This window comes from Novipirellula methanifontis, from assembly GCF_052161655.1.
Classification (GTDB): domain Bacteria; phylum Planctomycetota; class Planctomycetia; order Pirellulales; family Pirellulaceae; genus Novipirellula.
Map to the genome: position 1 here is coordinate 5,995,724 of NZ_CP197418.1, position 17,438 is coordinate 6,013,161.

A 17,438-nucleotide genomic window follows, 5' to 3' on the forward strand; every position below is an offset into this window, starting at 1 on the left:
GTCTTGTCAAGGAAAGGACGAAATCAGGGTTTTGACGCAAAACCATCGGCCGATTGATCTCTGTAACTAAGATCCCGCCACGACGATTGGATTACGGTCGATCTTTCCCAAATGGCGAAATCGAGCTTAGATCGTAACAAGTCCAACCCTCTAAGGTTCAGGGGGCGTGCAGATTAGGATGCGTTGACAAATTTCGAGTTTGCGGTTCGCGATTCGACCCCGCAAGCTACTTTTTTCGCTATTTTATAAGCGCTTTCTACGTTTTCATTGCGTCGGTCTGATCGTGCAAACTTTGGACGTCATAGACGAAGCTACTCTTTCCTAATACGGAATTCTCCATGTCATCAACACGCCGTCAGTTTCTAAAAACCACAGCCGCTGCGGGCTCGATCGCCGCTGTCGCAAGCCCTGCGATTGCCGCCGATCACCCGAAAAAACTTCGGCTTGCTGCCATCGGGGTCGGCGGCAGTCGCGGACGATACAACCGAGGAGGCAGCATCGCACGAGGCGCCGCAAAACATGCCGAAATGGTGGCCGTTTGTGACGTCGATGATCTGCATACCCAAGAGTTCAACGAAGCCTTCGGTGGCAAGCTGAACATGTATCGCGACTATCGCGAGATGCTGGAAAAAGAAAAACCGCAAGTCGTCACGATCGGAACGCCCGATCACTGGCACGTTCCAATCGCGATCGCCACACTTCGCAGCGGCGCCGATGTCTATTGCGAAAAACCGTTGACGTTGACGATCGACGAAGGCAAGCAAATCCGAAAGGTAGTCGAAGAGACCGGACGAGTATTCCAAGTCGGGACGCAACAACGTAGCGATAAAGCGTTGTTCCTGACCGCGATCGCAATGGTCCAAACCGGCATGCTCGGCGAGAACGTGAACGCCTACCTCGCGATCGGCGGCGCACCCGACGACGGACCATTCGAAACCGAGCAACCGCCTGAGGATCTTGATTGGAACATGTGGGTCGGTCCTGCGGCCGAAGCAGATTACTGTGAGCAACGCCGCCGCATGTTCCGTTGGTACTTCGAGTACTCCGGCGGCAAAATGACCGATTGGGGCGCCCATCATATCGATATCGCGCAATGGGCACTGGCCCCCGGCGAAGATGGCCCGGTCAAGGTCGCGGCTTCCGGTAAGTTCCCGAAGACCGTGCCTTCGGATTTCAATTGGAATGCATTCTTTAACGGCGAAGCGTCGTTACCGAACGGCTATAACACCGCGACCGAATTCCATATCGATTTGACCTTTGCAAACGGTTCGCTGATGAACGTGAACAGTCATTACAAACGCGAAGGTGACAATGTTGATTTCAATAACGGGATCCTGTTCGAAGGCGACAAGGGACGCATCTTTGTCAATCGCGGCAAGTTAGAAGGCCGCCCTGTGGATGAGCTCACTGACGAAGATCGTACGAAGCTGGACGAAAAAATTATCGAACTGTGCAATGGCAAGAAGCCGGGTAATCACATGGGCAACTTTTTTGCATGCATCGAAGATCGTGGCAAGCCGATTTCGGACGTCTGGTCTCATCATCGCACGATGACGTCGTGCCACTTGTGCAATATCGCTTTGATGTTGGGCCGTGAATTGAAATGGGATCCAAAATCAGAGCAATTCATCGACGACGAACAAGCCAATGCGCTGATGAGCCGCAAATCACGCGACGGCTTTGCATAGCGTCATCTGGAAGTTTGTCGTTGATCGCTCCGTGATCAAAACGATGAATCGCGGAGGGCTTGCGATTTATTAAACGACGCATTTGGTTGTAGCGGAATTCATCAAGACTTTCGTTTCCGGGATGACCGAAACTGCTGATAAAAAAACGGCGACGCGTGATCGCGTCGCCGTGTCGGCAGTACGTGCTCTATTGAGCTGAGTTTGCTTTGCCTCGCTCTACTTTGCCGCGTTCTTCTTTTTCTTAGCGGCTGGTTTTGCTTCGCTCGCAGCGTCTTCGTCGCGAGCGGGCATGATCGGTGAATCCCATCCCGCCAATTCTTGCGGCTTGACCTCTTTGCGATACCCGCCGAAGCGAAAGGTTGATGGGTCGTAGGGGCCAACGAATTCGATATTGAGTTCGCCCGTGATCGCATCTTCCATCCCCAATGCCCACAGACATCCGTTAATCATCATCCGCCGAAATCCATCGTTGCGGATATCTTCGGACGCACAGTAGGTCGTCGTGAAAACGCGTCCTTCGTTTCCGTCTTCGCCCTTGTACGTTCGTACCCAAGCCCCGGGGCAAGGCTGCTTGTCTTCGGCTGCAGGCGAATCTTGTGTCATTCCTTGCAGCGGTTGAGCATTGGCAAGCACGACGCTATTCGCCTCGGGATCGGTCCAATAACCTCCGGCTTCGACCCAAGGATTCTCGACGCCTCGCAGTACAGGATGCTCCGCGTTCTCAGGAACAATCTCCAAACGAGTGCTCATGACGTGGTTCCGGCCGTAGTGACCAGCCCAGGTTTCGCCAAGCACTTGTCGGCCAAAGCCCCCCTTCATTTCCTCGCCTTTGTACTGAAAGTCGAACTTAGCGAACGGAGATTTTGCGGGAATCTTAAATGCATGCGTACTGGTGCGAGTGCCGACGACCGGGCCGCCTCGGTTCAGATAATCCGCGATCGGCTGCATCTGCTCGACGGGAAAGTTTTGGAAACGTAAACCGAACACCATCAAGTCGGCCGAATTGACCGCCTCGGTGTGGGGCATGTTGTTGTTTCCAGGAGTGATAAATCCCGTTTCTGGATCGATATTAAAGAGCACCGTGCACTTAAATCCGTGCCGTTTGGCGAGGATACGTGCCAAGGCGGGAAGCGCCTCTTCGCTGCGATACTCGTGATCGCCAGCAAGAAAAACGATGTGTTTGCCGCTGCCGACGCCGTCTGTGCCCTGGTACACCAAGGGCGAATCAGCGGCAAATCCGCTGCTATTTGAAAACAGAGTCGCTGCTAACGTGAAAGCTGCTAAAGCCACCAAGGATCGTCGCATTCAATTTATCTCTTGTTGTGTCGTTGTTGTTCATCCAAAGCCAATCGGCGGCCCTATCATAGCATGTGACTTTATAGAGTTTTGGCTTGGCCGACTAATTCTGACGGAACTCGTCGATCTTCGAGGGGTTTGATTGAAGTGTGACTGCCCCCCAACCTTTTTTGCAGGTAACAAAGATGACTCCATCAAAACAAAATACGGATAGCTCGGTCCCTGTCAGATCCCATTCTCTGTTTGTCTGGAAGCGAGCAACGGGACTCGTGCTGCTTGCCGGCGCCCTGACGCTGCCTACGATCCAGCCCTCCTACGCCGCACCGGTTCAAGATGAAAAACAGGATCAAGACGATCGCGGCCGACGACCCCGCGACGGCGACCGGCGAGACGCCCAGGAAAGAGGCCCCCGCGATCGAGGCCCCGGTGACCGAGCGGATGGTGATCGACGCCCCGGTGACCGAGGACCTGGTGACCGACGCCCTGGTGACCGAGGACCTGGCGATCGTGGCCCTGGTGAAAGGGGACCTGGCGATCGGGGAGGGGCAGGGCCCGAAGAGATGATGAGGCGGATGCCAATCATCGCGGCTTTGGATGCCAACCACGATGGCAAAATTTCCAAAGAGGAAATTGACAACGCCTCGGTCGCATTACGAAAGTTGGACAAGAACAGCGATGGTGCTTTGACGTTTGACGAGCTTCGCCCGCAAGGCGATTTCGGCGGCCGACCACGCGACGGTGAAAATCGTGAACGAGGCCCCGGTCGTGGTGAAGGCGGCGGAGATATGTCCCGCGAAGCAATGGAGAATCCTCAGCAATTTGCACGCATGTTGTTCGAACGCCGCGATGCGAATTCGGATAACAAATTGACGGGAGATGAGATTCCCGAGCCCATGCGAGCTCGAATGGATGGAATCGACACCGACAACGATGACGCGATATCACGCGAAGAGCTGACAACGGCGATGCGTCGATTCGCCGAAGCGGGACGCGGCGGTGGCCGTGAAAACATGCGAGGCAATGGAGGACGTGATGCCGAAGAAGGGGGCAAAACTCCGAAACGCCCTCGCGCTGAATCCGACGCTGAATAGTAAAAAGTAGCGATCGATTACAAAACGTCGACTTGGCATTCAAGTCGACGTTTTTTTAGATAACGGTCCGCCGACTCTAAGCAGGTCGTTCGGTATATACCGGTGAAACGTCGATCCTTTTGTGAGCCGACGGCGCTAGCCGCGGGCCCGTCAATATTGCAGGAAACATGCCCGCGGCTAGCGCGGTCGGCTCAGATCATTCTGTAGAATGACTCATATTGAACTGCTTAGCTCGCGACTTTCTTCATCGCTAAACGAGCGACTTTGACGCACTGTCGAATCTCAGCAAGCGGATTCTTTGGGTTCTCTTCGTACTCCAACGAAACCGCGCCGTCCGATGGAAAACCGACGTCGTCGAGTGCAAAAAAGACGCCTTCGACATCAAGGTGCCCCTTGCCCAAGATCACGCCTTCGGTCTTCTGTTTCATCTCGGCGAAGTCTTTTAGGTGGATTCCGTACAGCCGCCCCTTTAGCGAACGAATCACATCGGTGGCATTTTCGCCCGAGCGAATGTAGTGTCCCAGATCGGCACAGGCCCCGATCCGCTGGTCGCGGCCTTCGATCGCATTAAGCACATCGACGACTTTGTTGTAACGATGTCCGGGACCATGGTTGTGGATCGCAATCCGTATATCAAACTCTTTGACCAAATCATCAAGATTGTCAAACGATTCTGGGCCTGGATCTGCTGTGATCGTGGGAATCCCAAGGGCCTTGGCAAATTCAAAGACTTTTCGATTGGCTGCTTCGTTGCCACCAAATCCATTGACGCCATGTGCCGAAATGGAAAGCCCCAGATCGGCGACGGTGGCCTTCATCTTTGCGATTTCCTCAAGCGAAGAATCAGTCGGCAGCATGCCACTGTAAAATTCAACTTGGTCAAACCCAAGCTCTTTTGCGTGCTGCAGCGCCTCGTCCACTTTGTATCCGCGAAGCGAATAGAGCTGGATGCCTAGCTTGGCACGCTTGGGTTTCGCGGCCATTGCAGACGATGGAAGGGTCGCGGCGGCAACCACGGTGGAAGTTGCGGCAAGAAATTGGCGTCGAGAAAGAGGGGAAGCTGTCATCGGTGAGTGGGCTCCAAAGAACCGAGGGGGAAGGCAAGGTTGTGAAATTCAAGTCACATCTTAACACAACCCACTTTCGATCGGTTCCAATGACCGTTTATTATTGCAACTACGATACCACCCACCAGCGTGTGACGTCGATTTAATAAGTGACGCATGTGGTTGTAGCGGAAGTCGTCAAGACTTTCGTTTTCCAGGATAGGCGAAACTCTCGACGAGTTCCGCTATCTCAGTGGTTCCGCTATCTCAGTGATAGAATCGACGTCCCTCGCTGGTGCAAATGGGAAGGCGATAACTTCGATCCGGATTGTAATGCATGTCGAACAACCCCTCTCCGCCAAACCCCTACAGCCCCACTCCGTATGCTTCGGGCCAATTCGGCGGTCCAGGAAATGGTGGCAACGCCATGGCTCTCGTTAGCTCGCCCGCGATTTCATTAATCGTAGTGTCGGCAGTCTGCATCTTTTGCATGTTGATCGCGATGGGCATCGATGCTTACCTATTGCTAAGTGGGATGGCCGGCCGGTTGCCTGCGAACAAAGTGGGTTGGTCCCGAGAGACTCAGATCGCGGTACGATTGATCGGGGCCTGCGTGATCATCGCGATCAACAGCTTGATCTTGTTTTCCGCGATCAAAATGAAGGGGCTGAAGAACTACTCTCTGGCGTTGACTGGTGCGATTCTGGCCGTGATCCCGTGCATCAGCCCGTGTTATTTCCTTGGTATCCCGTTTGGAATCTGGGCTCTCGTCGTACTGATGCGACCCGAAGTAAAGCAAGCGTTTCGCTAAACCGTCGTCCGCAATAAAAAAAGACAGGGACAAGTAAATCGCTTGTCCCTGTCTAGCTTCATCCCTGTACCCGATTGTCTTAGCTTGGCTTATGTTCGCTGTGGCAAGCTTTGCAGTTCGCAGCATTTTTTAGCATCGCGGCGGCTTGCGCATCGCCCTCGATCACTTTCTGGCTCGCGTCGACCAACGGCTTATTAAGCTTATCCCAGCTTTCTTCGCTACCTCGCGGCGGCTTTGCTTTGCTCATTGCAACGAGCATCGCGTGCAACTCCTTCTTCTCTTCGTTCGACGCGGTGCCCGAGGCGACCTTCTTGAGCAAGGGGCCCTTGAAGCACGTTTTCATCACCGCCTTGATTGAGGGTTTCTTCGCCGCTTCCTCTTCACCGAATGCTGCATTCATGCTGACAATCGGCAAGCAGACCGAGGCGCCGAGTAACACGCTACAGGCAATCTGGTAAAACTTCTTTTGTGACATTGGCTGACAGTCTCGTTTCGCAAACCAAGTAGTTGAAACACAAACGATCCAAACTTGAATCATTTGCAACGCGATTAGATTAGCTCGTGCCCCAGCCCGCCGCCACATTCGGATGCCCTGCGGCTGAAAGAATTCATCTTTTGCCCGCTATCAAGTTGGCCCGGTAACGCTATCAAGTTGGCCCGGTAACACGTCAGCCCGAATTGCCGTTCAGGGCTGTTCACGCGGGCGACGCCACCATCCAGGCTTGGCCTTGCCAGCGGACCGCCAAGCAACGTTAAAGGTGGCAAAAGGATTCAATCTCCATTTTCACGGGATGGCATGGGGGCTCCCCATTGTGGTAGGATGGCGTTTCGCTTTTCCAATCTTTTCTAATCCACCGATTTCGTTGACCTTGGCGATTATCAGTCAATGGATCACTTGTCCGAGTCATTCCGATCAAGTTGACGTTTTGGCAAAAATTCTCAAGCCAGAGAGAATGCTAGTTATTGTGCCAGATTCATCCAACGTTCATAATTTTCGACAGTACCGTGTCCCTTGTAGATCCACTCGCAATGAATTCACCTGAAGCCAGTAGTTATGACAGTCCGGTAGGCGACTTGGTCCAACGATTGACTCAATCCTTTACGAGCGAACATTCGCGTCCTCCGAAATGGATTGTTGCGGCACCAGGGCGAGTGAACTTGATTGGCGAGCACATTGATTACAACGATGGCTTCGTATTGCCGATGGCGATTGAACGATACGTTGCCATCGCTGCAGCGCCTCGAAACGGTAGCCATCCTCACGTAGCATCGATTCGTAGTGTCAACTTGAACGAGTCCGATCAAATTGATTTGGACCTGCTTCCTGAACCGAAGTTGCCGCCCACTTGGTGTGCTTACATGGGCGGTGTGTTTGCTGGATTCCGAGACAGAATTGGTGCGGAAAAGTTTGGTCAATTGCCGGCGATGGACCTGATGTTTGAATCCAATGTTCCCATCGGAGGCGGGCTCAGCAGCAGCGCGGCATTGGAAGTCGCCACCGCAACCTTGCTTGAAGTGGTTTCGGGGACAACGCTTGGTCTGGATGAGAAGGCGTTGCTTTGCCAAAAAGCCGAGCATGATTACGCGGGCGTTCCCTGCGGGATCATGGATCAATTCAGTAGCGTGTTCGGGCAAGAAAACGCGTTCATGATGCTCGATTGCCAGTCGCAACAAATTCGCCACGTTCCGTTCGACTCCAACGGCGTGTCGGTGTTGATTACCAACAGCAATGTCAAACATGAGCTCAGCGGGGGCGAGTATGCTCAGCGACGCGCTCAATGCGATTCAGCGTTAAAGAAACTAGCAGCAGCATCGTGGCGAGACGTCACCCCCAGCATGCTTGATTCGAAGAAGCAATCGCTTACCGACGTCGAATATTCGCGTGCCCGTCACGTTGTTTCTGAGATCGAGCGGACTCAGAAAGCAGCGGTCGCCATTGAATCAGGCCAATGGCAAGCACTCGGTGAATTGATGTATGCGAGTCATCATTCGCTGCAGCATGACTACGAAGTCAGTTGCTGCGAGCTCGACCTATTGGTGGAATTGGCGCGTGGAATCGGCCTTGCCGGAGGTGTCTACGGATCGCGGATGACCGGTGGCGGTTTTGGTGGCTGCACGGTAACGCTGCTCGATTCTGAGAAAGTTGTCGAGGTCAGTAACCACATTCAGAAACAGTACAAAAAGCAAAGTGGAATCGATGCTCATCTTTTCGCAAGTTTGCCTGCCAAAGGGGCGCACTTGATATCGTGTTGATTAAATTGTTAGGACTCTTTCGGCCCTTTTAGCCGTCACTCGAGCTGCAACGCGTACCTGAACCAATCGGGGCTCGTTGCAATGTCGCAATAAACCAGTAAATAACTTAAGACGCAACATGGATGGTGCGTTGTACTTCAAACGTGAACGAGGCATCGGTGGGCGCTTTAACAATCTTCTGGTTTCTATTCTTTACTGGACTCGTCGGAGCACTGACGTGGTATATCACTCGCAAAGATGATCACGCGAGCAGTTCGGGTTACTTCCTTGGTGGTCGCTCGTTAACGTTCCCGTTGATTGCGGGATCGCTGCTGTTGACGAACCTGTCCACTGAGCAGATGGTCGGGCTCAACGGCGCCGCGTTCACGGACGGTTTGTGTGTGATGGTCTGGGAAGTCGTCGCCGTCGTAGCACTCGTGTTCATGGCGTGGTTCTTCTTGCCGCGCTTCTTGAAGAGCGGTGTGGCGACCGTTCCCCAATATCTCGAAATCCGCTTTGATCACCAAACGCAGGTCATCACGAATATCATTTTCTTGGTGGCATATGTAGGCATCTTGTTGCCGATCATTTTGTACACCGGTGCTCGCGGGATGCTCGACATCTTGGATGTAACGAGCTTGCTTGGAACGATTCCCGAAAAGTTCAACATGGAGGGCGAGACATTTGCCTTGGTGATGATCGTTTGGATGGTGGGAATTATTGGTTCGATCTACGCACTGTTTGGTGGACTGCGAACCGTTGCCGTTTCAGACACACTGAATGGAATCGGACTTCTTGTCGGCGGTTTGCTGATTACCTACTACGCATTGAATGTTCTCAGTGGTGGTGAAGGAGTCGCCGCAGGTGCCGACTTGCTTTGGGAAGACCAAAAAGATCGATTCAACTCTGTCGGCAGCAATGATTCTTCGGTTCCCTTTGGTTCCATCTTCGCCGGCATTTTTCTGTTGAATCTGTTTTACTGGACGACGAATCAACAAATCATCCAACGGACATTCGGAGCGAGCAGTTTGGCCGAGGGCCAGAAGGGTGTGTTGTTGACCGGAGCCTTCAAATTGCTCGGACCTCTGTACCTCGTCATCCCCGGTATGATCGCCTATTCACTGTTTGCGGGCGAAGACATCAAGGCCGACAAAGCTTATGGATTGCTCGTCAATCGAGTGTTACCGGGACCGTTGACCGGTTTCTTCGCCGCCGCGATGATCGGCGCGATCTTGAGCAGTTTTAACTCGGCACTCAATAGTGCGTGCACGCTATTTAGTTTGGGACTTTACAAGAGCGTCAAACCAAATGCCCCCGAAGCGAGCGTGGTTCGTTCGGGCAAATGGTTTGGTTGGATCGTCGCAGTTGTTGCGATGACGATCGCTCCCCTGTTGGCTCAAACGACCAGCATCTTTGGTTACTTGCAAAAGATGAACGGAATGTATTTCATCCCGATCTTTGCAGTGGTCATCGTGGGTATGTTGACTCGCCGCGTTCCTCCAATCGCGGCTAAGATTGGCTTGGTGACCGGTTTCGTGGTCATCGCGGTCGGTTACTTTGTCAGCCCGTTTGATGCAATCGTCGCGTCGGTTCACGACTTTCACTTCCTCGGAATGGTGTTTGCGTGGCTGGTGATACTGATGCTCGTCATCGGTGAAGTCCGCCCTCGCGAAACCGAGTTCATTCAGCAAGATGCCAAAGCGGTCAACATGACGCCGTGGCGATATGCAACCCCGGCCGGCATCGCGCTGATCGTGATTGTGATCGCGATTTATGTTTCCTTCGCTGACTTCAGCGTGCTGCTCCCTAAATCCTAGCGAGCTTTGGCACTGGGATTCGGTGGCAGATTGTCGCTAAACGTCGAGGATTGAGCGTTTATCACGGTCGTAAATAGGCTCGCCAGAGGGTGGATGTCCTCCGTCTGGCGACGGCAGTCACGTAGCAATATGGCTGGACGGCTGTTTTGATGTCGTGACGCCCTGTTTGAATTACAATCGTAGTTACCCTATGCGGTTCCCCGAAAAACGTATCCACGTCGAAGCAACAATATTAGGCACCCACATGAATTTGCGATTTTCGCTTCTGCTGTTTGCATCCCTTCTCGGCGTCTGCACGCTCTTGTCGAGTTCGGCCAGCGCTCACGTCACGGTTGATGACTTCGACTCGATCAAGCTATATACGCTCAAGAACGAAGCGGGCATGACCGTCAAAGTCACGAACTACGGAGCGATCATCACTTCGATCATTGTGCCGGATCGCGACGGCAAAATGGGTGACGTTGCACTTGGTTACAACCGCGTCGAAGACTACATCAATGCGGTTGATAAACCCTACTTCGGCGCCGTCGTTGGACGTTATGGCAATCGAATCGCCAAAGGCGAATTCTCGATCGATGGCAAAACCTACAAGCTTGCGGTTAACAACGGCGAAAATCATCTGCACGGTGGTGTGATCGGTTTTGACAAAGTCGTTTGGGATGCTAATCCGCTCGAAGGCGATGGATGGTCAGGTTTAGAATTGACCTACACAGCGAAAGACATGGAAGAAGGTTATCCAGGTAACTTGAATTTGAAAGTGACCTACAAGTTGACCAAGACGAACGAATTAGTTGTCGACTACTTCGCGACGACGGACAAGAAAACACCTGTCAACGTGACTCAGCACACTTATTTCAACCTTGCCGGCGAAGGCAAAGGCACGATCCTCGAACATGAACTGATGATCAACGCCAAGAAGTTCACCCCTGTCGACGAAGGTTTGATTCCGACGGGTGAATTACGCGACGTTGCGGGAACCCCATTCGACTTTACCTCAGCCAAACCGATCGGACGTGATGTTGGCAAAGACAATGAACAGTTGAAATTTGGACTCGGTTATGACCATAACTTTGTGCTCGACAAAGGCGGCGACGCCAAGTCGATGACGCTTGCGGCTCGGGTCAAGGATCCGAAGTCGGGACGTGTACTTGAAATCCACACCACGGAACCCGGTATTCAATTCTACTGCGGCAATTTCCTTGACGGTCGTTTGCAAGGCAAGTCCGGAAAGTCATATGTCCATCGAGGTGGATTCTGCCTTGAAACGCAGCACTATCCGGACAGTCCAAATCAACCAAGCTTTCCCTCAACGATTCTGAATCCTGGCGAAGAACACCGCACATCGACGACGTTCAAGTTCTCTGCAGAATAGTTCGACTATCCCATTTTGTGAGCCGCGGGCCGTAAGGCACCGGGTAATGCGCTGCACCCGGCCGCTCACGCGTCACGGCTCACTAAAGCAGATCGTTCAATATTCACCGGTAAAATCTCGATCCTTTTGTGAGCCGTCGGCGCTAGCCGCGGGCCCGTCAATACAGCAGGAAACATGCCCGCGGCTAGCGCCGGCGGCTCACCAAAACTGTTAAAAACGAAAAAATAGGACAGTCGAAATAGTGGCGCGATCGTTCTCCCGAGTCTTTAAATCCATCAAACACCCCCACCTAAAACTCCCACCTAAACATCATGTTCCAAGTGATAAAAGCGTTGGTCCTAGTCAGCGTCGTGGTACTCGGCGTGGCATCCGTGTCGGCAGCCGGACCCGATAACTCGCGTCCCAATGTGTTGATGATCGCGATTGATGATTTGAACGATTGGGTCGAACCACTTGGCGGTCATCCCGACGTAAAGACTCCGGCGATGGCGAAACTGGCGAGCCGTGCGGTCACGTTCACTAACGCTCATTGCCAAGCACCGCTGTGCAATCCGAGCCGAACGTCGATCATGACCGGACTTCGCCCGACATCCACCGGCGTCTATGGATTGGCGCCTTGGTTTCGCACGCTTCCCGAATTCAAGCCGCAAGTCACACTGCCTCAGCATTTCCAAAATAACGGTTATCAAACGCTGATCGGTGGCAAGATATTCCATGGAACCTACGGTCGGAATGAAAGGCAACCACGGGAATGTGATGTTTGGGGGCCCGCCTCATCCGTGGGAGTTAAACCAGCACAGAAATTGATTCCTCCTACACCTAACGGTAACCATCCATTGATGGATTGGGGCACGTTCCCGCATCGCGACGAAGACAAAGGCGATTGGGAGGTGGCGTCGTGGGCAGTGGATCAAATCGAATCGATGCAGAATGAGAAGCCCTTCTTCTTGTCCGTTGGTTTCTTCTTGCCACATGTGCCATGTTATGCAACGCAAAAATGGTTCGACCTGTATCCAGAAGAGTCGCTAACGAAGCCCCCGATGCCGGCTGGCGACCGCAGCGACACTCCCAAATCGTCCTGGTACATCCACTGGAACTTGCCGGAGCCGCGTACCGATTGGCTCGAGGCCAACAATCAAGTGCGTCCGCTGGTTCGTGCCTATCTGGCATCCATTAGTTTTGTCGACAGCCAAGTGGGACGCGTTCTCGATGCACTGGAGAAATCGCCTTATGCTGACAACACCATCGTCGTGCTTTGGAGCGACCATGGTTACCACTTGGGTGAAAAAGCGATCTCGGGAAAGAATTCGTTGTGGGCCAGATCGACGCGTGTACCGCTGCTGTTCGCAGGCCCTGGTATCGCATCGGACGCGAAGTGCAATCAGCCCGCCGAATTGTTGGATCTGTATCCGACGTTGGCTTCGATGGCTGGATTACCAGCCCCCGACGGTGTGGAGGGCCTCAGTCTGAAACCGCAACTCGTCGACCCCACCGCCGCGCGTGAACGTCCGGCGATCTGCACCCACAACAAGGGGAATCATAGCGTTTGCGACACACGATGGCGCTATATCCGTTACCTCGATGGCGGCGAAGAACTGTACGATCGCGATGCCGACCCCAACGAGTTCGATAATCTGCTGGCCCCCGGTAAAGATCGGGCCCAATTTGCCGACGTGATCGAGCGACTGAGCCGTTGGCTGCCCAAAGAGCAGCGAGGGCTCGCCAAAGGCAGTGCCCACCGGATCCTCGAAAAGCGAGCGGACGGTATCTATTGGGAGAACCAAAAGATCGATCCGTCGCAGGCTCCCGAGTGAGAATCTTGCTGTAACGACGTTCACCAAGGCTTTCGTTATTTGCTATCGAGGCCAACGGCATCGTCGTGAAACTCTGCGATCCGCACTCTCGCGTGTCAAGCTCTAACGGTTATGCCGGATGTGCTTCTGGGTTTGGGTTCTTGCCCCACCGGAATCGCACTTTGGCAGGCTCCTGATGTAGCGATTATCCGATTTAATCCTCGAAGTCTCATCGTAGCGAATCCTCTGATCGCCACGAAAAGGAGTGCCATCGCCTTCCTCGCTGGCAACCTTCGACACTAAGACGGTTCTTTCGAAATGCACGTGACAAACTCTTCTTTACGATTTAAACGCAAACGGCCCGCCTCGACTAAGGTCGCGGTACTCGTTTTGGGGTGTGCTTTATCCGCGCTCGTGATTGCCGATGTCTCGCTGACTAGCCGTCAAGCTGAGCCGCAATTGCCATCAGAAGTGCAATCGCATCCCGATGCAGTGGCCATGCACGTAGCAGATAACACGGAATCGCCGCTGCAGCTCGTGCAAAAATCGTGCGATTCGACTTCGGGATGTGAATCGCCGGACAAGATCGATTCACCTGTTGCACTGCAAAGCTCGGAACCGATTCCAGCCAAACCAGCACCGGTCGTTCGTTCGAAAGCATCGTTTGTCTTTAATCGAACCACGATCGATCCGCTCGAATTGCGAGACAATACAAGTCGGCCTATCCCCGTTAAATTTGCAACACATCCGATTGGCGACCGCAGCGTGATCCCGGTGTCCAATTCGGAACCCCCGTTGTTGCCGATTCCAGTGAGCCGCCGCGTCAAATCGACTGCAACATTGCCTTACACCACCTCGATGGAATCGCAACTGAAGTGTCGCCAATTGCTAGACCAGGCAGCTCACGAATATCGCGTGAAAGCCTGGCTTTCGGCCGAGACGTCAACCTGGGCCGCATTGACGCATGCCGTCGAAGGCGTCCAGATCGCGACACGCGAAGCCGCCAACAACACAGACGAACGTCACGATCCGCTAGTCGATTTGCAACGCGCTCGCACCGCACTGACCGAGGTACGTGATTTTGCCGAACAATCGACTTCGGCGCATCAAATTGACATGGAAACCATTGTCCGATCGCACCGTACGAAAGTGCTTCGCAATGTCGACCTCGATGGGATAACGTCCACCCGAGCGATCGAAGCATATTTGGACGATGCACGTCAAACGCTCGCAAACTTGGCTAGCGAAAGCGTGCAAGCGGCCGAGGCGATGGATTTGTTGGCGGCAATCTATCTGACACGTGACGACAAGCGAACGTTGCCTAGCAGCACATCACTGTGCCTGCGTCGTGCCGCCTTGCAAGGCCAACCGGAGAATGCGAACTTGGCCTCGAATCTAGGGATGCAACTGGCACGCGTGGGAATGTTGACCGAAGCCCAACGGGTGCTCCAACACTCCGTTTCACTTCGAAACGACCCCGCAACTCAGGTAGCGCTTGCAGGCGTGTTGCAACAACTCGGTCAATTCGAAGCGGCCGCAAAAGTGAAAGTCGAATTGCAAGCGACAAGCTATCCGACCACCGAATTTCCTAAAGGGATCCGTATCCCCGAAGTCATCCAATTGTCGCCAGCCGAATTTGCTGCCGTATCGAATTCCGTAATGCAAACGCCTGCAGGTTCACAACGAGCCGCATCTCAGGTCCCGGCGATCGCCGCCTCAGTGAAACAAAATCGCGTCACCCACACGCCAACCGGTCCCGGCCATCCGAACACGGTCTACACCGACATGTCGGCCAGCGGTTCGCCGGCAGTTCCCTCAATGGATGATGTCGAGGGCAATTCCGAGCCTGCTCCATCGGCCTTCCGCCGCACCTGGAACTCGGTACGCAACCTGTGGTAATTGACAACATGAATACCAACACAACAACCCATCGCCGTTCTACCCTGTCACGCATTCACATGTCACCAGCTCACGCGCGGACCCTTAGCATGTTGGAATACACACGACATCGAAACAGCCGGATCTGTATGATTTACGGATTCGTGGCAATGATCGTGTTGGTGTTCTCAGCAACCCTTCATGCGCAACAACTCGATTCGACTGTTTCTCCGGCGATCGTCGACTCTTCGCGTGAGCAGAATCTATTTTCCAGCGAGGTTTCACCTCTACAAAGCGACTGTGGATGCCGGAATGTTCCCGGCGGCTATCCTTGTCGCGGTGAATGTCGCAAGTGCATGATTGGTGTCGACTGCCGCGATGGATGTGGCGCAGAACAGCGTTGGGAAGATTCACGTCGCCTGAACTTCGACGCCTACGGCCCTGGTGAATATGCCGGGCCTTCACGGCTTTCGCATCTCGGTGAATACCGATTGCGTCCGGGCGATGAATTACAGGCTTTTTACTTGATTACTCGTTCGCAGTCTTCGGGTTTGTATCGTCTGACACCGGGGGATTCGATATTGATCGAGTCACTCGCCGATGCGGAACTAAATCGAGGAACGCTGGAAAATGGATTGGTCCTCCAGCCCGACGGCACGATCACGGTACGACTACTTGGCCAAATTCGGGCGGCCGGGATGACGATCGACCAACTTCGTGAACTGCTTAATGATCAGTACAGGAAGTATTATCCCAAACCAGCGATCGATGTGACTCCTGTTCGCACGAACACACTTGCCGACGATATTCGCAACGCAGTCGGCGGCCAAAGTGGATTCAGTCAGCAAGCGGTCAGCGTGACCGTCATGCCCGACGGAAAAATTCGCTTGCCCGGGATTGGCGAAGTCTGTGTGCAAGGTTTCTCAATGAACGAGCTAAAGAAGGAAATCAACCTTCGCTACCGCGAGATCGTAGTGGGGCTCGATGTTGAACCGATTCTGGCGTCCCAAGCTCCGCACTTTGTCCATGTCATGGGACAAGTGGGTAGTCCGAACCGAATTCAATTGGATGGACCGACAACGGTACTCGGAGCGATTGCCGCAGCGGGTGGTCATTTGCCCAGTGGTAATTTGCGTCAAGTGGTGATTTTCCGACGAGCCGAAGATTGGCGTATGATTTCCACAATGTTGGACTTACAGGGGGCGATTTACGGAAAACGGCCGACCCCGGCGGACGAAATTTGGGTACGCGATGGAGATGTGGTCATCATTCCTGCCCGACCGATTGTCCGCTTTGACAATTGGGTTCAACAGGTCTTTACCGACGGCATTTACGGTTTAGTGCCTCCAGGGACCCAGTTCAACGCAAACTAGGCCCGCAGAACTACGGAGGCGGTTTTTGGTATACAATTGCCCGATACAAAGACGATGGCACTCATCGTCTGATCGAACCTCGCAATCGTAAACAAGAGCCAACGATGAAAGTCTGCTTGCGTCCCGCCACCCGTTTCTATCTCACGTCCGCATTCGGTATCGCCCTGTTTTGCAGTGCCGCCAGTGTCAATGCCCAAGACACGCCTGCACCGGCTGCCGAAGCCCCAGCGGCAGCCGCACCAGCCACCGAAGAAAAGGTAGCAGCTGAAGTCGAAAAGGATTCACATACGATCGCAGTGGAAGCACTGTTGGACAGTATGAACATGAAAGAGACGACACAGCAGACGGTCGACCAAATGTTGCAGATGCAAGTGCAACAGCAACCTCAGATGGCAGCGTTTGAAGATGTGATGAAAGCGTTCTTGCACAAGCACCTTTCGTTCGAATCGCTCAAGCCTGATTTGATCAAGCTTTACAAAACGGAATTCACCGAAGCGGAAATCAAGGCACTGACCGAATTCTACAACACACCGGTAGGCAAGAAAGCGATCGAAAAATTACCGACGCTATCCGCCGCGGGAGCTCAAATCGGCATGCAACGAGTCCAAGCGAACATGGGTGAATTGCAGCAAGCGATCTTGAAGCGTCAGACCGAGCTGCAACCTAAATAAGTTCGTTAGCCGACACATGGCTCTCTGCCATCGCTTATCTCTCTTTCCTCGTTAGGAAAGAGAGATACGACGCTGAGCTAAGCAATATCAGCCAAGCTGATATGCTTTGGAAATCGGCTCCCGACGCATCACGCCCTGATTCATTTCAAAAGTACCAAGCTCAGCCTGTTACAGATTCTTAATCGTAATCTTACTCATAATCCTAATCTTCTCCGGTTGTGTCCGTTTCAGCAGCGGCATGAGCCATTGTCGCTCGGCTTTCCAAGCCGTTGGCGTTCATTCACCCGATTCAAAACCGCTTGATCGGCACCCCGCCATCACACTCTGCGCTCTCAGCGTCTCTGCGCTTCAAGCCCAAGCACGATCTAGC

At 53.4% G+C, this 17,438-nt stretch carries 14 protein-coding genes; 11 read left to right on the plus strand and 3 right to left on the minus strand.

Annotated features, from left to right (window positions below; all coding sequences use genetic code 11):
* Positions 1-338: 338 nt before the first annotated feature.
* Complete coding sequence (locus SH528x_RS21600; RefSeq protein WP_442505529.1) at positions 339-1,688, plus strand: Gfo/Idh/MocA family protein; 1,350 nt, start codon at positions 339-341, stop codon at positions 1,686-1,688.
* Between the two features lie 216 nt (positions 1,689-1,904).
* Here SH528x_RS21600 and SH528x_RS21605 read toward each other — a convergent pair whose 3' ends face one another.
* On the minus strand, positions 1,905-2,993 hold the full coding sequence (locus SH528x_RS21605; RefSeq protein ID WP_442505530.1) for a ThuA domain-containing protein: 1,089 nt from the start codon (positions 2,991-2,993) through the stop codon (positions 1,905-1,907).
* Positions 2,994-3,317: 324 nt separating this feature from the next.
* Between SH528x_RS21605 and SH528x_RS21610 the strand changes: the two genes are divergently transcribed.
* Both SH528x_RS21610 and SH528x_RS21615 read left to right on the plus strand, forming a co-directional pair.
* Positions 3,318-3,548, plus strand: coding sequence for a hypothetical protein (locus tag SH528x_RS21610; protein ID WP_442505531.1), 231 nt, complete (start codon positions 3,318-3,320; stop codon positions 3,546-3,548).
* 8 nt (positions 3,549-3,556) lie between these two features.
* On the plus strand, positions 3,557-4,075 hold the full coding sequence (locus SH528x_RS21615; RefSeq protein WP_442505532.1) for an EF-hand domain-containing protein: 519 nt from the start codon (positions 3,557-3,559) through the stop codon (positions 4,073-4,075).
* A gap of 227 nt (positions 4,076-4,302) precedes the next feature.
* Here SH528x_RS21615 and SH528x_RS21620 read toward each other — a convergent pair whose 3' ends face one another.
* Complete coding sequence (locus SH528x_RS21620; protein ID WP_442505533.1) at positions 4,303-5,142, minus strand: sugar phosphate isomerase/epimerase family protein; 840 nt, start codon at positions 5,140-5,142, stop codon at positions 4,303-4,305.
* Positions 5,143-5,458: 316 nt separating this feature from the next.
* Between SH528x_RS21620 and SH528x_RS21625 the strand changes: the two genes are divergently transcribed.
* Positions 5,459-5,932 carry a hypothetical protein gene (locus tag SH528x_RS21625; protein WP_442505534.1) on the plus strand — a complete coding sequence of 158 codons (474 nt, stop codon included), beginning with the start codon at positions 5,459-5,461 and terminating at the stop codon, positions 5,930-5,932.
* A gap of 79 nt (positions 5,933-6,011) precedes the next feature.
* Here SH528x_RS21625 and SH528x_RS21630 read toward each other — a convergent pair whose 3' ends face one another.
* Complete coding sequence (locus SH528x_RS21630; protein WP_442505535.1) at positions 6,012-6,407, minus strand: hypothetical protein; 396 nt, start codon at positions 6,405-6,407, stop codon at positions 6,012-6,014.
* Positions 6,408-6,961: 554 nt separating this feature from the next.
* Here SH528x_RS21630 and galK point away from each other — a divergent pair.
* The 7 genes from galK to SH528x_RS21665 all read left to right on the plus strand — a co-directional run bounded on the left by galK (position 6,962) and on the right by SH528x_RS21665 (position 17,068).
* On the plus strand, positions 6,962-8,185 hold the full coding sequence (gene galK, locus SH528x_RS21635; protein WP_442505536.1) for a galactokinase: 1,224 nt from the start codon (positions 6,962-6,964) through the stop codon (positions 8,183-8,185).
* A 158-nt stretch (positions 8,186-8,343) separates the two neighbouring features.
* A complete protein-coding gene (locus tag SH528x_RS21640; protein WP_442505537.1) occupies positions 8,344-9,981 on the plus strand; it encodes a solute:sodium symporter family transporter in 1,638 nt (545 codons plus the stop codon).
* A 244-nt stretch (positions 9,982-10,225) separates the two neighbouring features.
* The gene (locus SH528x_RS21645; RefSeq protein ID WP_442505538.1) at positions 10,226-11,353 is read left to right on the plus strand and encodes an aldose epimerase family protein; all 1,128 of its coding nucleotides are present in this window, start codon (positions 10,226-10,228) and stop codon (positions 11,351-11,353) included.
* A gap of 311 nt (positions 11,354-11,664) precedes the next feature.
* Positions 11,665-13,167, plus strand: coding sequence for a sulfatase (locus tag SH528x_RS21650; protein ID WP_442505539.1), 1,503 nt, complete (start codon positions 11,665-11,667; stop codon positions 13,165-13,167).
* A gap of 303 nt (positions 13,168-13,470) precedes the next feature.
* Positions 13,471-15,045, plus strand: a complete 1,575-nt coding sequence (locus SH528x_RS21655; protein WP_442505540.1) for a tetratricopeptide repeat protein — start codon at positions 13,471-13,473, stop codon at positions 15,043-15,045.
* 8 nt (positions 15,046-15,053) lie between these two features.
* The gene (locus SH528x_RS21660) at positions 15,054-16,397 is read left to right on the plus strand and encodes a polysaccharide biosynthesis/export family protein (RefSeq protein WP_442505541.1); all 1,344 of its coding nucleotides are present in this window, start codon (positions 15,054-15,056) and stop codon (positions 16,395-16,397) included.
* A gap of 104 nt (positions 16,398-16,501) precedes the next feature.
* Positions 16,502-17,068: a DUF2059 domain-containing protein gene (locus tag SH528x_RS21665; protein ID WP_442505542.1), complete on the plus strand. Its 567-nt coding sequence runs from the start codon at positions 16,502-16,504 to the stop codon at positions 17,066-17,068.
* Positions 17,069-17,438 lie beyond the last annotated feature (370 nt).